This is a genomic window from Paenibacillus sp. JJ1683 (assembly GCF_053006485.1).
The window spans coordinates 3,634,975-3,658,321 of the sequence record NZ_CM129820.1 but is presented as its reverse complement, the minus strand read 5'-3'; the positions used below and the strand labels follow the sequence as shown (position 1 = coordinate 3,658,321).

The 23,347-nt window shown below is 47.9% G+C and carries 3 protein-coding genes; all 3 read left to right on the top strand.

The window, feature by feature from the left end; genetic code table 11:
• The first annotated feature begins 47 nt into the window (after window positions 1-47).
• From ACUC6J_RS15660 to ACUC6J_RS15650, 3 genes are read left to right on the top strand one after another with little or no spacing between them, the layout of a single operon-like run.
• Window positions 48-13,454 (top strand): SDR family NAD(P)-dependent oxidoreductase, encoded by a 13,407-nt coding sequence (locus ACUC6J_RS15660; RefSeq protein WP_447249078.1) that lies wholly within the window; start codon window positions 48-50, stop codon window positions 13,452-13,454.
• A gap of 31 nt (window positions 13,455-13,485) precedes the next feature.
• On the top strand, window positions 13,486-22,404 hold the full coding sequence (locus ACUC6J_RS15655) for an SDR family NAD(P)-dependent oxidoreductase (RefSeq protein WP_447249077.1): 8,919 nt from the start codon (window positions 13,486-13,488) through the stop codon (window positions 22,402-22,404).
• Window positions 22,405-22,463: 59 nt separating this feature from the next.
• A complete protein-coding gene (locus ACUC6J_RS15650; RefSeq protein WP_016822429.1) occupies window positions 22,464-23,339 on the top strand; it encodes an SDR family NAD(P)-dependent oxidoreductase in 876 nt (291 codons plus the stop codon).
• Window positions 23,340-23,347 lie beyond the last annotated feature (8 nt).

The window sequence follows — 23,347 nt, the reverse complement described above, 5'->3', positions numbered from 1 at the left end:
GCCGACACGATATTCGTCCTATTTCATACGGCTAGGAGGGCATTTTTATGGATCCAAAAGATATTTTTCGTGCGGTACAAACAGGAGAAATAAATTCTGAAGATGCCGAAGCACGATTGCGCCAATTGATGGGCGGGCTTTCGGATGAATCTTTGGATGAATCATTGGAAGTCCGATCACAGGAATCAACTATAGAGGAATTGTCTCTTTCGCTACAGCCATTGGACAGCTTTCACGGACCGGAGAAGGAGAGCAACGGCGAAACGGAAGTGCCGCCTGTGGTTCAATTGCAGGAATTTGAGCATGGCATTGTCCTGTTAACAATGAAGGATACCGTGCACAAAAATACATTTTCCGATGAACTGATTGTGGGCCTGAACCAGGCGTTCGCTACGGTGCAGGCTAACGAGAATTATAAAGTTGTGATTCTGACGGGATATGACACCTATTTTGCCACAGGGGGTACGCAGGAGGGATTGCTGGCCATTCATGAGGGAAAGGCGAAATATAGCGATACCAATGTTTACAAGATTGCACTGGATTGCAAGCTGCCAGTCATTGCTGCTATGCAGGGACATGGAATTGGCGCAGGCTGGTGCATGGGGATGTTTTGCGATTTTATCGTGATGAGTAGAGAAAGCATCTACACTACTAATTTTATGAAATACGGCTTTACTCCCGGTGCGGGCTCAACCCTCATTTTTCCTGAAAAATTCGGAGTTAGCATGGCGCAGGAAATTTTATTCACTGGTACTAGATATAGCGGTTCAGAACTGGAGTCCAAAGGGGCTCCTTTTCCTGTTCTGCCGAGAAATGAAGTGGTACCGTACGCAATGCAGCTGGCAAGGAAACTGTCCGAGTCGCCAAGAGAGTCATTGATTGAGCTGAAAAACCATATGGCTCAGCCGATTAGAGAAAAGCTGGCGGCAACGATTGAGAAAGAAATAAAAATGCAGGACAAAACGTTTGTGAATCAGCAAGAGGTCAAGGAACGGATTCAGACGGCCTATGGACAACTTCCGAATAGCGATGGTACGCATAAACTGCTCAAGCAGGCGGATATGAAAAAATCTGTGCCCAGTATGCCGCATGGTCAGGAGAAGGATTCTATCGCAATTATTGGCATGGCGGGTCAGTTCCCCAAATCCAAGACATTGACTGAGTTCTGGGATAACCTGGCTCAGGGCAGGGATTGTATATCGGAAATTCCTTCAACACGCTGGTCCATTGATGAATATTATGATACTGATCCCAAGGCTGAGGGGAAAACCTATAGCAAGTGGATGGGTGTGCTAGAGGATATAGATCGATTTGACCCGTTGTTCTTTAATATATCTCCTGCGGAAGCAGAGATGATGGACCCTCAACAGCGTCTATTTCTGGAAAGTAGCTGGAAATGCATTGAAGATGCCGGATTGAATCCAGCCTCACTGTCAGGGAGCCGTTGCGGTGTTTTTGTAGGTTGTGCAGCTAGTGATTATGGAAGGTCTATGAGCGGACAGGGGTTGAATGCGCAGGTTCTTATGGGAGGAGCTCCTTCCATTTTATCGGCCCGGATTTCGTATTTGCTGAATTTGAAGGGCCCTTCTCTGGCGATTGATACCGCATGCTCTTCCTCTCTGGTAGCTATAGCTGAAGCTTGCAACAGCCTTGTTTTAGAAACAAGCGATCTTGCTTTGGCGGGCGGAGTAATGATCATGGCAGGGCCAGGGATGCATGTCATGACCAGCAAAGCAGGAATGCTGTCCAAGGATGGACGATGCTTTACTTTTGACGCCCGTGCAAACGGGTTTGTCCCTGGAGAAGGGGTTGGCGTTATTTTATTAAAACGGCTCTCTGATGCAATCAGGGACAAGGACTCCATCTATGGGGTTATCCGGGGATGGGGAATGAACCAGGATGGGAAAACCAACGGCATTACTGCTCCAAGTGTAAATTCACAGATTTCGCTTGAAAGTGAGGTTTACCAGCGGTTCAATATTAATCCTGAAACGATCTCTATGGTAGAGGCCCATGGGACAGGTACCAAACTGGGCGATCCGATCGAAGTGGAAGGGCTTACCGAAGCTTTCCGATCCTATACGAACAAAAAGGGCTATTGCGCGCTGGGATCGCTGAAAAGCAATATGGGACATATGCTAACAGCGGCCGGAGTAGCTGGCATAATGAAAGTGCTTCTCGCCATGAAACATCGGCAATTGCCGCCAACCATCAATTTTGAATCCCTAAATGAACATATTTCTTTGGAGGAAAGCCCGTTTTACATTAACACTGGGCTACAAAAGTGGGAGTCCAAACCGGGGATACCTCGACGTGCAAGCGTCAGTGCTTTCGGGTTTAGCGGTACTAATGCGCATATGGTTATTGAAGAATATGTGCCTGTAACCTCTGAGGTGCAGCTGAACCCAGTCGATCAAGACAACCCAGTGCTATTTGTACTTTCTGCCAAAAGCGAACAAGCCCTGAAATCCTATGCCGCCGACATGATGGAATTTGTTAAATTGCACGAAAGCACTAAACTGTCAGACCTGACTTATACCCTGCAAGTGGGCAGAGAGGCTTTGAACTGGCGCCTCGCGTTTTTGGCGGATTCAAGAGAAAATCTGGTCGATGAGCTGGAACATTTTGTGAATGGCAACTCGTCGGACAAGGTGTTAACTGGACAAGTGGACGATGCTAGAGACGATATTGAACTTTTTGATTCTGACGAAGATACTGGAACCCTCGTTCGGACCTGGCTTCAAAATAAAAGAATTGATAAAGTAGCCAAATTATGGACTAATGGCGCAACTATTGAATGGGATGCACTTTATGGGGCAACCAAGCCCCAGCGAATCAGTCTGCCGACCTATCCTTTCGAGAGGGGACGCTATTGGTTGTCTGAGACAGACATAGGGCAGGAGAGTATAAACCCGGCTATGACCGCCCAAATTCACCCTTTGCTGCATCAAAATACTTCCGATCTCTTCGGGCAGCGCTACGACTCTACCTTTACAGGCCGGGAATTTTTCCTAGCGGATCACCGAGTTATGGACCAACCGACATTACCTGGGGTGGCTTACCTTGAAATGGTGCGAGCGGCCGTCGAAGAAGCAGCAGGGGATGTCATGGAGAGTGAGACCCGTATTCAACTGAGAAATGTAGTATGGGCTCAGCCCATCGTTGTAGCTAACAAACCGATCAGGGTACACACCAGCCTATATCCTCAGGACGATGGAGAGATTGCGTTTGAAATATACAGCGGCGTGGAAGAAAACGCCGAAGATATTATACACAGCCAGGGGATAGCTGTGTTGGAGAGAAGCGGTGAGCCGCAGTACCTGGACCTGAGTGTTTTACAGGCAGAATGTATTCACAGTTCACTATCTTCAAGCCAATGCTATGAAGCTTTCAGAGCTATGGGAATAGACTATGGCCCGGGACACCGGGGGATCGAGACCATCTTACGGGGAAAGGATTTCGTGCTGGCAAAGCTGTCCCTTCCATCCAATGTATCTCATACCCAAAGTGAATTTGTATTGCATCCGGCTGTAATGGATTCAGCCTTGCAGGCCACAATCGGGTTGGTGATGGATCGAGAAGAACATGTGTCTGAAGGCAACCTCTCGGTACCCTTTGCCTTGCAGGAACTGAAAATATTCGAAAAATGCACTTCTGTGATGTGGGCACGGATTTCCAGACAAGCGAGTGAGGAGACACTAAATGGATTGAGCATAGTACATATCGATCTCTGCGACGAGACCGGAAAGATTTGTGTGCAGCTCAAAGGGCTCTCATCCAGAGAACTGGAAAAAGGAGCAGGGCAAGCAGATTTCGTCGAGAATGTGGGCACACTCATGCTGGAGCCGGTCTGGGAGGAGGAGGCAGTCCTTGCAGGAGAGAACGCGTTCAAAGATATACGGCATATTGTGATCCTGTGCGAATTTGAAGGTATTTCCAGAAAGGATATTGCAGCTCGTATGGATGGTACTCGCTGCATTGTTTTACAGTCATCGAGTAATGACTTGGATGCGCGGTTTGAAGACTACACTATTCAGATATTTGAAGAATTGCAAAATATAATGCTGGACATACACAAACAAAAAACTTTGCTGCAAATTGCAGTCCCTGCCCGAAATGACCACCAGGTTTATTCCGGGTTCTTTGCCATGCTGCAAACCGCCCAGAAAGAAAACCCGAATGTCATGGGTCAACTGCTAGAGCTTAATGCCAAGGATGGTCCTGAGGGGATTATTGCAAAAATACAAGAGAACCGTTACGGCCAGTACGGCGAACGGATACGATATCATGGCGACAAGCGACAGGCTTTAAAGTGGCAAGAAATTGAAACCTTGCGTGAAGATGCAGCCCAGCCATGGAAAGATGGAGGGACCTATCTCATCACTGGCGGTCTAGGCGGCCTGGGACTGATTTTTGCCAGAGACATCCTGTGCAATGTGAAAAACTCCACCGTCGTACTGGTAGGACGATCACCTCTGTCAGCGGATAAACAGACCTTGTTAAGCGAATTGGAAGCGCTGGAAGGTCATATAGAGTACAGACAGGTGGACGTGGGTCAAAAGGAAGCGGTCACCGAGTTAATTCATGGCATCGTCGAGCAATATGGCGGTCTTAACGGTATTTTGCACACAGCAGGAGTGATACGGGACAACTTCATCATCAAAAAGACGATAGAAGAAGTTAGAGAAGTGCTGACTCCCAAAGTCTCAGGGTTGATCCATCTGGATCAGGCCAGCAGCTCCCTGCCTCTGGATTTCTTTATCCTGTTTTCTTCCGGCGCCGGAAGTGTTGGCAATGTAGGTCAGGTTGACTACTCTGCTGCCAATGGCTTTATGGATGCTTATGCTTCTTATCGAAATGCTTTGGCGGCAGGCAAGCAACGCCAGGGGCACACGCTGTCGATCAACTGGCCGTTGTGGAAGGACGGTGGGATGCATGTCGATGGGGAAACGGAAAAGGCAATGCAAGGTCTGGGCATGATTGCCATGGAAACAGAGAGTGGAATAAAGGCTTTGTATCAAAGCTTATCTTCCGGTAAAAGCCAGGTTATGGTTATCGAAGGGTATCCTCAAACGATTAAGACGGCCATTCTGGGACAGCCTTCAGGAACAGAGATTTCAGGCCGTTCCAGAATGGAAGATGGGGAAGCCTCGATTATCGGCGAAGAATGGCTAAGAGAAAAAGCTGAAGACTATTTGAAAACATTGCTTTCGGCTGTAATCAAGCTGCCAGCTGAAAGTATAAATGTAAATGCGCCTATGGACAGGTATGGGATTGATTCCATATTGGTCATGCAGCTCACAAATGAATTGGAAAAAACGTTTGGCTCACTGCCGAAGACATTATTTTTTGAATATCATAATCTCCGCTCATTAACTGGATATTTCCTTGAATCGCACCATGGCCGGCTGGTAGACGTTTTAAAAGCGCAGGAGAAGAATGCGGCTCCTCATAAAGTGGCGAACGAACCTGCAAAAGCAGCAATAGAGCCTTTGGCTCCGATCGCTGCGAGTCGCAGACGTCCATGGCCTTTCCCGACAGGTACGCAGCCCCATCAGGAAGAGAAGGGCTTGGACATTGCCATTATAGGGATATCGGGAAGATATCCGGGGGCAGCAGGTATCCAGGAGTTCTGGAAAAATCTAAGGGATGGGAAGGACTCCATCACTGAGATTCCCAAGGAGCGTTGGGACCACAGCCTGTACTTTAATGAAACTAAAGGGAAGCCCGGGAAAACCTACAGCAAGTGGGGAGGGTTCATCGATGGGGTGGACTGGTTTGACCCGTTGTTTTTCAACATTTCGCCAAGAGAAGCGGAAACGATGGACCCTCAAGAGCGCCTATTCCTGGAATGTGTGTATGAAACCATAGAGGATGCGGGCTATACGCGCGAAACTCTTGGTGCAGACCGGGGACTTGGCGGCATGGAAGGCAATGTTGGCGTTTATGTCGGAGTAATGTATCACGAATATCAGCTTTATGGAGCCCAGGAACAAGCCAAAGGGAATATGCTCGGGCTTCTCGGGAATGCTTCGGCGGTTGCCAACCGTGTATCGTATTTTTGTAATTTTCATGGACCAAGTATCGCTGTGGATACCATGTGCTCTTCGTCACTGACAGCAATCCATATGGCCTGTCACGGACTGCAGCATGGAGAATGTGAACTGGCGGTTGCAGGGGGAGTCAACGTTTCCGTCCATCCTAACAAATATCTATTACTAGGACAGGGAAGCTTTGCATCAAGCAATGGGCGGTGTGAAAGCTTCGGACAGGGTGACGGATATGTGCCAGGAGAAGGAGTCGGGGCTTTGCTGCTCAAGCCGCTGGCCAAAGCTATAGCAGATGGAGACCGGATATATGGCGTCATAAAAGGTACTGCAGTGAATCACGGAGGAAAAACCAATGGATATACTGTACCCAACCCTAACGCACAGGCTAGCGTGATTGGGCAGGCTATTCAGGAGGCGGGAATCAACCCTAGAACCATTAGCTATATAGAGGCGCATGGGACAGGAACTCCTCTGGGTGATCCAATTGAAATTGCAGGCTTACAAAAGGTGTTCCGGGAATACACCAGAGACAAGCAGTTCTGTTCAATTGGGTCTGCCAAGTCTAATATCGGACATTGTGAGAGCGCAGCCGGTATTGCCGCAGTGACAAAGGTGCTGTTGCAGTTGAAACATCAACAATTGGTGCCTTCACTGCATTCAAGCAAGTTAAATCCCAACATCGATTTTAGTGATAGTCCTTTTAAAGTACAGCAGACATTAGAGGAATGGAAAAGACCTGTCGTATCCATGGATGGTGAAATCAAGGAATATCCAAGGTTGGCAGGAGTTTCGGCCTTCGGGGCAGGTGGGTCTAACGCGCATGTGGTAATTGAAGAGTACATTCCAGCAGAGACTGGTCAGCTGCAAGCTGCTCCTGCGTCTCTTCATCCTGCCATGATTGTGCTATCGGCCAAGAACAGGGAAAGGCTGAACGAGCAGGCGCAAAGATTGCTATCTGCCATTAGAGAGCTGAATGACCCGCGTATAGGTCTCGCAGATATCGCCTACACGCTGCAGATCGGACGAGAAGCGATGGAAGAACGGCTTGCGATCATCGCCACATCCATCCAAGAGCTGGATTGGAAATTGGAAAGCTTCCTGCTGGAAAAGGAAGGTATAGAAGAACTGTATAGAGGACAGGTAAAGCGCAACAAAGGAGTATTGGTCACTCAGGAAATCGATGAGGATATGGCTAAAATGGTGGGTGCATGGGTGAGCAAAGGTAAATATGGAAAGCTCGCCGAGCTTTGGGTGACAGGACTGCTTTTGGACTGGAACAGGCTTTATGGGGAAAAGAAGCCTCACAGAATTAGTTTGCCAACCTATCCTTTCGCCAGAGAAAGCTATTGGGTGCCCGTAAACCAGGTAAAGGGCGATGGCATGACAGCCGCTCTCGGCCAGTCTACATTTTTATCACCTTTACTGCATCACAACACCTCAAACTTTTTGAAGCAGCGGTTCAGCTCAACGTTTACAGGCGAGGAATTTTTCCTCAGGGATCATACGGTAAAAGGCCAACGGATTCTACCAGGCGTCGCTTATCTTGAGATGGTGCGGGCGGCTGTGGAACGCTCTATAGGAGATGAGGACAACTGCACAACAGGAATCCGGTTGAAAAATGTAAACTGGATTCGGCCAATTGTGGTCGAAGATCAGCCATTCCCCGTACACACAGGCCTATTTTTGGAAGACGCGGGAAAAATCAGCTTTGAGGTATATAGTAAGCAAGCAGGAAGCGATATCGGACATACCGTGCACAGCCAGGGCAATGCGGTGCAGTTTAACGTGGAACAAAAGCCAGTGCTTAACCTAGAGGCATTACAGGCAGAATTTGATCTACACGGATTTGAGGGGGAGCGTTGCTACGATATCTTCCAAAAAATTGGCATGGATTACGGCCCAGCCTTCAGGTGTGTGGAGAAAGTGTATACACGTCCGGGAAAGATGCTGGCCAAGCTGGCATTGCCCTCCGTGCTCTCCGATTCGGCTGACAGCTTTGTTCTTCACCCTAGCCTAATGGATGCGGCCTTGCATGCATCCATTGGATTAATCATGGGTCAAGATGGAGAGCTGCCGGACAGCACAGTACCCAATACGCCTTCTATGCCATTCGCCCTTCAAGAGATCGAAATCCATGGGGCATGCACCCAGAATATGTGGTCGTTGATTCAATACAGCGAGGGCAGCAAGAGAGAGGACAAGGTACAGAAGCTCAATATCGACTTATGTGATGAGGAAGGGAACGTTTGTGTCAGAATAACGGGATTATCCACCCGAGCGCTGGACGGAGATATCCGCACTGAGCATGCACAAGGCGTAGTTGCAGGAGATCATGCCTCCGATCCGCTTGTAGGAGCCGTTATGCTCATCCCCAAATGGGACCCGGTTACGCTTAAAAAGGATACAGTTTACCCATCGTCGATAGACCGAATGGTCATTGCAGGTGGTACGGACAAAGATAGACAGGCCATCCGGGAATATTATCCGAAGGCGCATTTTTTGGAGCTGCAGGCGCAGGATTCCATAGAAACGGTTGCCTCAAAGGTTGAAGAATATGGAGCCGTTGACCATATACTGTGGGTTGCACCTACGATTTCTGTCGAATCGGTCACTGCTGAATCCTTGATTGAGGAACAGGAGCCCGGAGTCTTGCTCTTCTTTAGGATGGTCAAGGCGCTGCTCCTACTGGGGTATGGGACGAAAAAACTAGGCTGGACAACTATAACCACCCAGGCTCAGTCGATCGATCAGGACGATACAGTCCACCCGGCCCACGCTAGTTTGCATGGGTTGGTAGGCACGATGGCCAAGGAAAATCCGAACTGGAAGGTTCGTATCATAGACCTGCAATCCGACTATGACTGGCCGTTATCCGAACTATTTACGTTGCCTTCGGACCGTCAGGGTCGGATGTGGGTTTTCAGAGGCGGGCAGTGGTATCGCCAGCAGCTGATTCCGTTTAAACAGACTCCAGGCTCAAAAGGACAAACGCTGTACAAAACCGGAGGCGTCTATGTGGTTATCGGTGGTGCAGGCAACATCGGAGTGGCGTGGAGCAAGTATATGGCTTCGACCTATCAGGCCCAGATGGTGTGGATAGGCAGAAGGCCAAAGGACGCGTCCATCCAGGCTAAATTGGACGAATTTAAAGGCCACGGACCTGTTCCATACTATATTACGGCAGATGCAGCAGATGAAAGGTCGCTGCAGGGGGCATATGAGGAGATAAAGCAGCGGTACTCCAAGATCAACGGCGTAGTCCACTCTGCCATTGCCTTTTTGGAGAAGGGGTTGGAAGATTTGACGGAGGAAGGGCTCCGGTCCGGGCTTTCAGCAAAGGTCAATGTCAGTGTGCGTATGGCTCAGGTTTTTCAAAATGAACCGCTGGATTTCGTGTTGTTTTTCTCTTCTATTATTGCCTATGTAAAAAATCCGGGACAAAGCAGCTATGCTGCCGGATGTACATTTAAGGATGCGTTTGCGCAGCGGCTTTCACAGGAATGGCATTGCCCGGTGAAAGTCATGAACTGGGGATACTGGGGGAACGACGCAAACAATACCTCCCAAGACAGGCAGCAAGAAGTCGATAATTACTCAAAACTAGCGCAGATCGGCGTCGGACTTATTGAGCCTCACGAGGGGATGGAGGCACTTGAGACGTTGCTTGCTTCACCATTGAATCAAGTAGGGCTGATGAAGACAACAAAACATTTAGATTTGGAAGGGACTAATCCGGCGGAAGCCATTGGCCTATATCCGCACAACACGGATCCCGATCTTCGGGATATACAAGAAAGTATGGCTGCAGTAATCAAATCAAAAGACCAGTTTGCCGAGGACTATGCGGCAGAGGATGCTGGTAGCCTGCAGGAAGAGGAATTGGAACACCTTCTGGGCAAGCTGTTGCAGGAGCAGCTTTGGTCCATGGGGCTGTCAGGGACAGATCGTCAGTCTGTTGACGAGTTCAAACATAAGCATGGACTGCCTGAGTTATACGGCAAATGGCTAGGTGAGAGTGTAAAGATTTTGGCACGGCTGAATGATGCTCTTACAGATGGAAATGCTTCCAGCCCGGCTTACCGAGAGGATGTCTGGCAGGAATGGGAAGAGCACAAGCATACATGGCAAAAATATCCGCAGATGCGGGCGAGGGTACATTTGGCTGAGACAACGCTGCGGGCCTTGCCTGAAATTATTACCGGCCAATGTCCTGCAACGGAAATCATGTTCCCCAATTCCTCGATGGAATTAGTGGAAGGGATTTATAAAGACAGTCTGGTAGCTGACTATTTTAATGAAGTTCTTTCCGATACGATCGCCGCCTATGTTCAGCAGAGAATTATGAGCAACTCTGCTGCAGAAATCAGAATTCTCGAAATCGGAGCAGGCACCGGAGGAACCAGCAACACCGTATTCCTCAAATTACGGCCATACCGCAAACACATTCAGGAATATTGTTATACCGATATTTCGAAGGCCTTTTTGATGCATGCGGAGAAAGAGTACGGGCCAGACAATCCGTATCTTAGTTATCGAATCTTTAATGTGGAAGAACCTATTGCTGGACAAGGTATTGATGCAGGTAAATATGATATTGTCATTGCTGCCAATGTACTTCATACGGCAAAAGATATTCGCCAGGCATTGCGTAATGCGAAAGCGGTTTTGAAAAGCAACGGCCTGCTTCTATTAAATGAACTCATGGGCAGCAGCGTGTTTACCCACCTTACCTTCGGATTGCTGGATGGCTGGTGGGCTTATGAGGATTCGGAATTGCGTATTCCCGGCTGCCCTGGACTTTATCCTCACGTATGGAAAAGCGTATTGGCCAAAGAAGGCTTTCACACAGCGTTTTTCCCGGCGCAGGAGGCGCATGATTGGGGCCAGCAGATCGTTGCAGCCCAAAGCGATGGCTTGGTTCGGCAAAAGCGACAGCCAAAGCAGAAATCCCTATCGGTAGAGAATAGAACCGTTGAAGCAGGATCAATAAAACAATCAGCTCAGCCCAAAAGAGAGGCAGTACAGGCGAAATCAGCGGAATCAGATAATGTGCTGCGCAGCAAAAGTACGGCCTACTTTAAAAATTTACTTGGCGAAACTCTAAAAATGGAACCGGGAAGCATCGACTCTACGGTTGCCCTGGAAGAGTACGGGATCGACTCGATATTGGTTGTGCAAATCACCAATGTTTTGCGTGAAGTGATCGAGGATTTTGCCAGCACCCTGTTTTTTGAGTACAACACCATAGATGATCTGGTAGCGTACCTGCTTCAAACGCAAAAGGATTCGTTGAAGAAGCTGGTAGGTATGAAGGAGACAGAGATGAGCGAAGAAACTTCCAGAGTGGAAGAAGTCCCTGCTCCACAGGTAGTCGATATTGCCCCGATGAGGTTTGCACAGGAAGGACGCTTTCTTAAGCCGTCTGCCAGTAAAGGTGAGAAGCCGCAGGAGCACTCCTCTAATATCAGAGATATTGCGATTGTGGGCTTGTCCGGGCGCTATCCAGGAGCTCGTAATGTAGAGGAATATTGGAACAACCTAAAAGAGGGTAAAAACTGCATCACTGAAATTCCGAAAGATCGTTGGGATTGGAAGACCTACTTTGACGAAGAAAAAGGAAAACGAGGTACCATCTATACGAAATCAGGCGGCTTTATCGATGGAATCGATTTATTTGATCCGCTATTTTTCAAGATTTCTCCTGCAGAAGCCGAAACTATGGACCCGCAGGAACGGCTCTTTCTGGAAGCTGCATACGCAAGTATAGAGGATGCCGGATATACCCCTGCCAATCTTTGTGAGAGTCGTAAAGTGGGCGTATTCGCAGGCGTGATGAATGGAAATTACGGTTTGGGACCTCAATACAATTCTATTTCCAATCGGATATCCTATCATTTGGATTTCCAAGGTCCAAGTATGACCATCGATACCGCTTGTTCCTCCTCATTGACGGCTATCCATCTAGCTTTGGAAAGTCTGTATAGCGGTATCAGCGAGTGCGCTATTGTCGGAGGGGTCAATTTGATCGTAGACCCAATCCACTATATCAAGCTGTCAGCGATGACGATGCTTTCGAAAACTGGCGAATGTAAGTCGTTTGGAGACCAAGCGGATGGATTCGTTGATGGGGAAGGCGTCGGCGCTATCGTGTTAAAGCCGCTGGAGAAGGCTATTGCAGACGGTGACCATATTTATGGTGTCATCAAAGGGAGCATGCTCAATGCTTCAGGTAAAACCAGTGGTTATACCGTGCCTAGCCCTCAAGCTCAATCTCAACTGATTGAGGATGCGCTACGGCGTTCGAATGTTGATGCAAGAACCATCAGTTATATTGAAGCCCATGGAACCGGCACGGCTTTGGGAGACCCTATTGAAATTGCCGGATTGACCAGGGCTTTTGAGAAATTCACACAAGACAAGCAGTTCTGCGCCATAGGTTCGGTCAAATCCAATATTGGTCACACCGAGAGCGCAGCAGGCATTGCAGGAGTAACTAAAATATTGCTGCAGCTTAAGCATCGCCAGTTAGTACCGTCCTTACATTCTAGGAAGTTGAATCCTGAAATTCATTTCAGCAATACTCCTTTTGTCGTTCAGCAGAATCTAGAAGAATGGAAGAGACCTGTAATTACAACCGATGGAATCACTCAGGAGTGTCCGAGACGGGCTGGAATATCGTCTTTCGGTGCAGGTGGGGCCAACGCTCATATCGTGATTGAAGAGTATATTCCCGAGGTTCAGGAGCCATCAGGAATAGAACCTGCTTCTCAGGGACCTGCGATGATCTTGCTATCAGCCAAGAGTGAGGAGCAGCTTAAGGAAAAAGGACGACAGCTGCTTGAGGCTCTTCAGGATCAGCTATCCTCGGCCAGCATATTGGATATTGCCTATACGCTCCAGGTGGGACGCGAACCGATGGAGGAGCGTCTAGCCATGCTCGTGGATTCGATCACAGATCTTGAGGAGAAATTAAAGGAATTTGTGGACGGACGCCACAGCATACTCAACCTGTATAGAGGTCAAGTAAAACGCAACAAAGAAGCGTTGTCCATTTTTACGGGGGACGAAGACCTGCAACAACTGATTGAACATTGGATTTCCAAAAGGAAATATACAAAGCTTCTGGAGCTGTGGGCCAAAGGGCTAAATTTGGATTGGGAAAAAGTTTATACGGGGAAGGTACCTCACCGTATCAGCCTGCCAACCTACCCATTTGCAAAAGAGCATTATTGGACTTCGGATAGCAAGGATCAATTAAAAGCCCACGGATTACTGTCGCAAAATGAAAGCAATGTAGATTTTGATGATCAATTGTGCGGCAGACTCTTGGATGAAATGATGAACGACGCCATGTCTGTTGATGAGGCCGCCAATGAAATCTTCAATATATTCATACGTAAATGAGAAGTTTCTACATGCTGGGAGGCAATCGAAGATGAAGGACTTTTTTCAAACTATTCTGGGTGAGGTAAAAAGCGGACGGATGCAGAAAGAGGAGGCTCTCCTCAGAATACGCCAAATTCAAGCTCAAATGGCTTCAGATGGAACTCTGCACAGCAGAGCAGGGAATACGGAGGGGGCTCTGGCGGATACAGGAGTCCTTATGCTTGAGCCTTCATGGAAAGAGCAAGCTGCGCTCCAAAAAGCGACTCTTCATGAATGTAGCCAGCATCTGGTGGTGCTTTGTGAACTTGATCATATCTCAGAGCGAAGTATTGAAGCGCTCATGAAAGGAACCCGATGCATCAAGCTCCATGCCGGTTTGACCGGCATGGATGAACGCTTTCAGGGCTATGCCCTTCAACTGCTTGCAGAAGTGCAAATGCTCCTCAAAGAGAACTTGAGGGGCAGCGTGTTGGTACAGATTGCTGCTTCTTCACAAACCGGGCAGCAGCTCTTTGCTGGGCTTTTGGGATTGCTGCAAACAGCCGAAAAAGAAAATCCAAAAATCGTAGGGCAATTTGTTGAATTGGAAGCTACAGGTTTGGAAGAGATCGTTGAGAAATTGAAAGAGAACAGTCAATACCCCAAAGACAAAAGGATACGGTATGAGAACGGTAAACGTCTGATTCTCAGCTGGAATGAAATGAAAGCCCCTGAAACTCCGGGAAGAGTGCCCTGGAAGGATCAGGGGATTTATTTGATTACGGGCGGTGCAGGAGGTTTAGGGCTTGTTTTGGCGAGAGATATCGCCCGGCGAGTCCGAGAAGCTACGCTAGTCCTTGTAGGACGTTCCATGCTTGATGAAGGCAAGCAGGTCATACTGGAGGAGTTGAAGGCGCTGGGAGCCCGCGTAGAGTACAAACGAGCGGATGTATCCCGAAAGGAAGAGGTCTCGCAACTGCTCCTAAAGATCCGAGAGGAGCACGGGGGGCTTGATGGCATCCTCCATAGCGCAGGGGTGATACAGGATCGTTTTATGATTCATAAGACACAGGAAGAGTTCAAGGAAGTAATGGCGCCCAAAGTAGCCGGGGTGGTCAACTTGGATCAGGCGACGAAGGAGCTAGATCTTGATTTCTTCATTTTCTTCTCTTCCATCGCAGGGATTATGGGCAATCCTGGTCAGGCCGACTATGCCGCAGCAAATGCGTTTATGGATGCCTATGCCTTTTATCGAAACAGCCTCGTCTCTTGCAAGGAGCGCAAAGGGCAGACGCTGTCTGTCAATTGGCCTCTCTGGAAGGATGGAGGCATGCATGCGGATGCTGAAACGGAGAGGGTTTGGCAAAGTATTGGCATGGTGGCCATGCAAACTTCAAACGGCGTTAAGGCTTTATATGATAGCCTGGCCTCTGGCCAGAAGCAGGTGCTGGTGATAGAGGGGGATTTGTCCAGATTGCGGAAGCATCTATTGGAGCCTCAGCCACAGGAGAACGTGTACGTTGAAGAGACAGCTTCTTCACCAATAAATCCTGATCTGCTTCTGGAAAAAACCTTGCACCAGCTTAAAGTGTTGTTTGGAGAAGTGACTAAGCTGAGCGTTGAAAAGATTGATGTCAGTGAGCCTTTGGAGAGCTACGGCATAGACTCCATCATGATTACAAGGCTCAATCAAAAGCTTCAGGGAGTTTTTGGTGAAATCTCGATGACCCTGTTTTTTGAATATCAGACGTTGGAAGCGGTAGCGAAATATTTTATTGCTGACTACTATGAGGAATGCGTACGGTGGACAGGACTTGGCAGACGGCTGGAGCCGGAAGAAAACTTCGTCCCTGCATCCTTGCATGTTAATAGCGAATTATCATTGCCGACTCTGCCACAGGAAGAAAAACATCGCACTAGCAGCGCAGCTATAGACACAGGCAGTGCGAAACACGAGCAAATAGCCATTATTGGCATGAGCGGACGATTTCCACAAGCGAAAAATATGGAAGAATACTGGAGCAATTTACAACAGGGCAAAGATTGTATTACAGAGGTCCCTGCGGATCGCTGGAAGAGGGAAGGATTTTATTCTCCTGACATCAAGGAAGCTGTGGAGAAGGGCAAAAGCTATAGCAAATATGGGGGATTTGTAGAGGATTTCGCAGATTTTGATCCTCTTTTCTTCAATATATCGCCCCGGGAAGCGATGAGTATGGACCCTCAGGAACGGATATTCCTGGAAGAATGCTGGAAGGCCTTCGAGGATGCTGGATATAGCAGAGATCAGCTTGCAGTGCAATACAATGGGCGCATCGGCGTCTTTGCAGGCATTACCGCAACAGGCTTCAATTTATACGGGCCCAAGTTGTGGGAGCAAGGCAAACCGATCTTTCCTCGCACATCGTTCAGTTCGGTAGCCAATCGAATATCGTATCTCTTGAATTTGAAGGGGCCGAGCTTTTCGGTCGATACCATGTGCTCCTCGTCATTAACTGCAATCCATGAGGCCTGTGAGCATATTCATAACGGAGAATGCGAGATTGCCATTGCAGGTGGAGTTAACTTATATCTTCATCCTTCCAACTATGTTTTTCTAAGCACAATGCGAATGCTATCGCCAGAGGGACGGTGCAAGAGCTTTGGCGAAGGGGGGAATGGATTTGTCCCTGGTGAAGGTGCGGGCGTTGTGCTGCTCAAACCTTTATCTCGGGCCATTGCCGACAAGGACCATATTTATGCAGTTATTCGCGCAACTAGTATCAATCATGGCGGAAAAACAAACGGGTATACCGTTCCTAATCCGGTAGCACAAGGAGAATTGATCCGAGAGGCCTTGGATAAAGCAGGCGTCAATGCTCGAACAGTCAGTTATATTGAAGCCCACGGAACAGGGACCGAGCTTGGTGATCCTATTGAAATCACTGGCCTTACCCAGGCTTTCAAGAAAGATACACAGGATACAGGATTCTGTGCGATTGGCTCGGTAAAATCAAACATAGGCCATTTGGAGGCGGCTGCAGGGATTGCGGGTGTCGCTAAAATTATTCTGCAAATGAAAAACCAGAAAATTGCCCCAAGTCTGCATGCCAAAGTATTGAATCCCAATATAAATTTTGCCAAAACGCCATTTGCAGTTCAGCAAGGGCTTTCTGAATGGAAACGTCCGATCCTCGAAGAAGACGGCGAGCAACGGGAATACCCTAGAATTGCAGGGATATCTTCCTTCGGAGCCGGAGGATCTAATGCCCATATCGTTCTTGAAGAATACATTCCAGCAGAACAGGCTGCCTCTACTCCGCAAAAGCCGGTTGTCATTGTATTGTCGGCCAAAAGTGATGAAGCATTGAAAGATCAGGCTGTTCAATTGACTGCTGCAATGGATAAAAATGACTTCTCGGATAATGACCTGATAAATGTGGCTTACACCTTGCAGATAGGGCGTGAGGCGATGGAAGAGCGCCTTGCTGTGGTCGTTCAGTCAGTGGAGGAACTTAGAAACAAGCTGCAGGAATTTATTGGGGGAAGGCAGAATATTGTACAGCTTTATCGGGGACAGGCTAAACGAGATAAGGAGAGTTTAGATGTCGTTAAGCAGGAAGAAGCGCTGGATGAATCCTCTGATGTCTGGAATCTAGCAGAGAAATACGGCAGGCTTTCGGAATTGTGGGTCAAGGGTGTGCACATTGACTGGAACAGACTTTACAGTGATGTCCAGCCTTTCCGCATCAGTTTGCCCACGTATCCCTTTGCTAGGGAACGCTACTGGATATCAGTAGATGAAGAAAAGCCCGCTGGCGTCACTCCGGCATATCTGCACCCCTTACTGCATCACAATACCTCCGTTCTTTCTGAGCAAAGATTCAGCTCAATCTTCAACGGTCAGGAGTTTTATCTGAATAACTCCGTCGTTGATGGAAGACTTGTCCTGTCGGATGGAGCATGTCTTGAAATGGCGCGGGCAGCGGTTGAACAATCGTTAACAGTTCAGGAGAAGGGTCAGGCAGGCATCACACTCACAGACATGGTATGGACACATGCTCCTGTCATAGGAGATCAGCCGGAAATACATATAGGACTCTTTCCGGGAGATCAAGGTGGAATTGGCTTCAAAATTTACAGCACACGAACCGAAGCAGGAGATCCTGTCTTACACAGCGAGGGAAGTGCCGAGCTGGAGGCTTTAAATAGAACGGAAACATTAGATATTCAGGCTTTGCAGATGGAGTGCATTGATCATATTTTACCTAGGGGAGACGATGAAGCACTGCGCACGACTGGAGCCAACTACGATTCGGAATTCCAGTCCGCTGAGCAAGTTTATATAGGTCAGGGTTTGGTGTTGGCCAAGCTATCACTGCCTTCCGGTATTGCGAATACTGGGGGCCTATTTGTTGTGCATCCCTTCATGACAAGTGCTGCCCTGCAATTGCCGTTATACCTGCTTTCGAATAATGAAAATGTTATGCAGTTCAATGGCATTGATTCTCGGGAAAAAATACTGCCGACTGCGATAGATAAGCTTCAAATATTTCAGGAATGTCCAAGCAAAATATGGGCGTTAGTACGGCATGGAAGAGGAAATCAGATTAATCATAAGATGCACAAGTATGATATTGATTTGTGCGACGAGGCAGGCAGAATCTGTGTGCGCATAAAAGGGGTCTCCTATAAGGAAGCGGAGACTTGTGAGCAACCGCTCGGTGCAATGATGCTACAGCCATTCTGGAAAGAACAGGCGGCTAATAAGGAAACCATAGCAACCGACTACGAACGGCATGTGGTCATACTTTGTGAGACAGATGCCATAGCTGCAGTACATGTCGAGGCCTCCTTGACAGGCGTGGAATGCATCACCCTACAAGCCCGCATGGAAGAGGTCGACCGACGCTTTGAAACATATGCCGTTCAGGTTTTTGAGAAAATACAAGGCATCCTAATGGACAAGCCTAAAGGCAAAGTGCTGGTACAAATGGTAACGATGTCTGGAAATGAGAAGCTACTTTTCTCCGGGCTGTGCGGCATACTCAAAACGGCTCATAAGGAAAATCCAAAGTTCTACGGGCAACTGATTGAAGTAGGGGAAACGGAAAAAAATGAAGGACTCATTGAAATATTAAGGTCGAGCAGTCAGCGTCCAGAGGACAGCCGCATCCGTTTTGTAGAAGGTAAACGTTGGATTCCTGCCTGGAACAAGGTTGAAATGCCAGCGACACCACAAATTCCATGGAAAGATCATGGGGTTTACCTGCTTACTGGAGGTGCCAAGGGCCTGGGTCTAATTTTTGCCAAAGAAATTGCGCGCCAGACCAGGGAAGCAACCTTGATTCTGACTGGGCGGTCCCTGCTGACCGAGGACAAGCTGGCCCAATTGGAAGAATTGAAGGCTTTTGGCGCCAAGGTGGAATACAGACAGGTGGATGTCACGCAGAAGGCAGCGGTGGTTGGCCTGATTGAGGACATCCAAATGGCATACGGCGGAATTAACGGCATTCTGCACAGTGCTGGAATCATTAAAGATAACTATATTATCAAAAAGACGAGCGCAGAATTCAGGGAAGTTCTGGCACCGAAGGTGGTCGGACTAGCCAATTTGGATCAGGCCAGTAAGGACATGCTCCTAGATTTCTTTATTCTTTTCTCATCAGCTGCAGGAGTGGGCGGAAATGCGGGTCAGTCTGACTATGCCACCGCGAATGCGTTCATGGATGCCTATGCTTGGTATCGTAATACTTTGGTATCCTCCTGGGAGCGTATGGGCAAAACGCTGTCGATCAATTGGCCGTTATGGAAAGACGGCGGAATGCGACCTGACCAGGAGACGGAAAAAGCTTTGCAGAATGTAGGCATGTATGCGATGAGGACAGAGACTGGTATTCGTGCGTTGTATCAAAGTATAGCCTGCATATCGAATCAAGCGATGGTGGTAGAAGGAGACATTGAGCTGATCAGCAGAATGATGATTATGGAAGGACAGCTTGAAGACAGCGGAGAAGCAGCCCGAGATCAGAGACTCGGATCAGAAGACAACATCGCTTCTTTCTCAGCAAATAAGACAGTGTCCGTCCAAGATGAACATCTGCTGCGTGAAAAGACGGCCCATTACTTGAAGACTTTGTTGTCTTCGTCAATCGAACTGCCTGCATATCGAATTGAAGAGGATGCGCCGTTGGAAAATTACGGGGTGGATTCTATCAAGTCCATGGAACTGACTGACCAGTTGGAGAAAACGTTCGATCAGGTGTCGAAGACGATATTTTTTGAATATCCGAATATTCAGAGCTTAACTGAGTATTTTCTGGAATCTCATCGAGACGAATTAATCGCTCTGTTTGGTCTGGAGCAGGCAGTAACTGTAGGTGTAAAAGCCACCACCGCTACGACAGCAATGGATACAGAACTTCGACCAGGAGAAGAACAGTTGCGTGATCAGGTGACAAGTTATCTAAAAGGCTTGCTTTCATCGTCTACCGGACTGCCGGAACAGCGCATTGAAGAGGATAAAAATCTGGAAAACTATGGAGTTGACTCCATAAAGTCTATGGAAATAACCGATCAGCTGGAAGAAACGTTTGGATCACTGTCCAGAACCTTACTGTTTGAATATCCGAATATCCGAAGCTTAACCGAATATTTTCTGGAATCTCACCGAGACGAATTAAGCACTTTGTTTGGTCTGGATCAGGTAGCGACTGTAAGTGCAATAGCTGACACGGCTTCCGTAGCCAATGAGACAAAATCCCTGGCTGGAGAAGAGCGGTTGCGTGATCAGATAACGGGTTATCTAAAGGGCTTACTTTCCTCATCCACTGGACTGCCGGAACAGCGCATTGAAGAGGATAAAAACTTAGAAAACTATGGGGTTGACTCCATAAAGTCTATGGAAATAACCGATCAGTTGGAAGAAACGTTTGGATCACTGTCCAGAACCTTACTGTTTGAATATCCGAATATCCAGAGTTTAACGGCTTACTTCCTGGAATCTCATCGGGACGAATTGAACGCTTTGTTTGGTGCTGAACAAGAGCTAGTCGCGGCAGCCAGCACGAAATCCATGGGCATCGTAGAGCATGCAAAAGCGCCCTCTCCTTTATTTCGGCACTCACCTATTTCGTCAGTGCGAGTAGAGCCTAAGGAGGAGGCAAAAGAAACGAAGACAAAAATAGAAACAAAAACAGAAACAGGAGCGATGGACATTGCTGTCATCGGGATGTCTGGAAAATATCCTGGAGCGGAAAATATTCAAGAATTCTGGAGAAATCTCCAAGAGGGCAAGGACTGCATTACCGAAGTTCCCAAAGATCGCTGGGATCACGATCTTTACTTTGATAAAGAAAGAAATAAACCGGGAAAAACCTACTGCAAGTGGGGGGGCTTCCTAAACAGAATAAATCCGTTGGATTCTTCTTTCTTTCACCTCACTCCTTATGAGGTGAGTTTGATGGACCCTATGGAACAGCTTTTCCTGGAAATGATATGGAGCCTGCTGGAAAGTGCGGGATATACGCGAGAGATGCTACAGAAAAAACACCAATCCAAGGTTGGGGTCTACGTTGGTGCTACGTATCATAAATACTGCACCTGTGATACAAATACGGATGCCCCTCGGATCACATCCTTTGGTTCTGTTGCCGTCGCCAACCCCATGTCGCATTATTTCAATTTCCAGGGACCGAGCATATCCATTGATACGATGAGCTCTTCCTCTGCTGTGGCTGTCCATATGGCATGTGAAAGCCTGATCAGAGGTGAGTGTCAAATCGCAGTAGCTGGCGGTGGGAATCTGTTGACAAGCCCCAAAAAGTATATTGAATCCAGCCAGAACCAATTGATCGGAAGCCATGAAGAAAGTCGAAGCTTTGCGGATGGAGACGGATATCTTCCTGCTGAAGGTGTTGGGGCAGTTCTCTTAAAGCCGCTTCATAAGGCAGAGGAGGATGGAGACTGCATTTTAGCAGTCATCAAATCTACGGCCACTAATCATGGAGGACACAGTAACGGGTACACGGTCCCCAATCCCAATGCACAGGCACAACTTGTTGAAGAGAACTTTTTGAAAGCCGGCATTCACCCTCGGACAGTCAGCTATGTAGAGGCAGCAGCCAATGGATCTACATTAGGAGACCCGATTGAGCTAGTCGCCTTGAAAAAATCTTTCCAGAAATTTACGGATGAGCAGCACTTTTGTGCCATGGGTTCGGTTAAATCCAATATAGGCCATGCAGAAGCGGCCTCGGGGATATCGCAGCTTACCAAGGCCATATTGCAATTGTGGCATCGAAAGCTGGTTCCCACCATTAAAGCGGAAAAGCTGAATCCTAATCTTACGTTCAGCAATACTCCATTTTATTTGCAGCGGGAGCTTCAGGAATGGAAGCGGCCTGTAATAGAGCTGGAGGGAGAAGAGCGGGAATTTCCGCTACGGGCAACAGTAAGCTCCTTCGGTGCTGGGGGATCGAATGTTCATTTTATTCTGGAAGAATACATCCCTTCGCCAAAAGAAGCTGTCCAGTTGCAAGGGGCAGATCAGACAGAAGTAGTGATTCTCTCAGACATAAACTGGGAGCGACTAAATGCGCTTGCGAGTCAATTACTTGAATATGTAGAGCAGCAGCACGAGCTTTCCTTACATGATATTGCTTTCACCCTTCAGACAGGCCGTGAAGCGATGAAGTGCCGGGCGGCAATCGTAGCGAGCTCACGGGAGGAATTGCGAACTGGTCTTAGAGAGCTTATCGAGTCAGTCGGCCAGGGCAACGAGCCGGAGAGAGCATCTATTCCAGTATTTATCGGAGAAGGCGGAGAAGATTCAAATAAAAGTGCACTTCTGTCAGGAAAAGTAGGCGAGAAAGTTTCTCAAATACTTCTAGAGGAGAGAAATCTGGAAAATATTGCGATGTATTGGACCCAGGGAGGCAGGATTACGTGGGAGGCGCTCCATGAGGGACACACTGTTCGTAGAATTCCCTTACCGACTTCTCCTTTCTGAGCACACATTGGGGAACAAAACCCTGTCTAACGAAAAATACGAATATTCCGGAGGTAAACATGAGGGAGTTTAAAGATAAGGTAGCTGTGATTACGGGAGCTGCCAGCGGAATTGGCCGAGCTATTGCAGACCGATGTGTCAATGAAGGGATGAAGGTTGTTCTGGCGGATATTGAGGAGGGGGCTCTTCTAAGGACTGAACGAGAATTGCAAGAAATGGGCGCAGCTACACTATCTGTTGTGACCGATATTTCCAAAGAAGCTGATATTCGTTTATTAGCGCAAAAAACAGTTCAGACCTTTGGTGCTGTGCATCTTTTGTTCAATAATGCAGGTGTGGATGCCGGCACAGGCCGCTTATTATGGGAGAATACTGTGGCAGATTGGCAGTGGGTAATTAACGTAAACATTTGGGGAATTCTGTTTGCTACCGAAATTTTTGTTCCTATTATGGTGAAACAAAAAACTCCATGCCATATTGTAAATACAGCATCGATTGCTGGTCTGCTGTCCGGTCCTGGAAATGGAATATACAGCGCGTCAAAGCATGCCGTTTTAAGCCTGTCTGAAACGCTATATCAAGAGCTCAGATTGATCGGTTCTAATGTGGGAGTGTCGGTTGTGTGTCCGGGATTCGTCCGTACTCAAATTATGGATGCAGAGCGAAACCGCCCGACAGAGCTGCGTAAGCCAGATGGGAGTGGAAATCTTCCGCCCGAAAGACAAGTCATTACCGAATTGGCTCGCAAGGCTGTCCAAAATGGCATACTTCCAGAGGATGTGGCCCATCAGATTTTTGAGGGCATCCGAAAAGGGCAGCTATATATCATCACAGAACCGAAATTCAAACCTGCAATCAGGCAGCATATGGAGAATGTTCTTAATGAAAGTAATCCTACGGCATCCCAAATGCAATTAGTGCGCAATTTGTTATGAACTGTGAA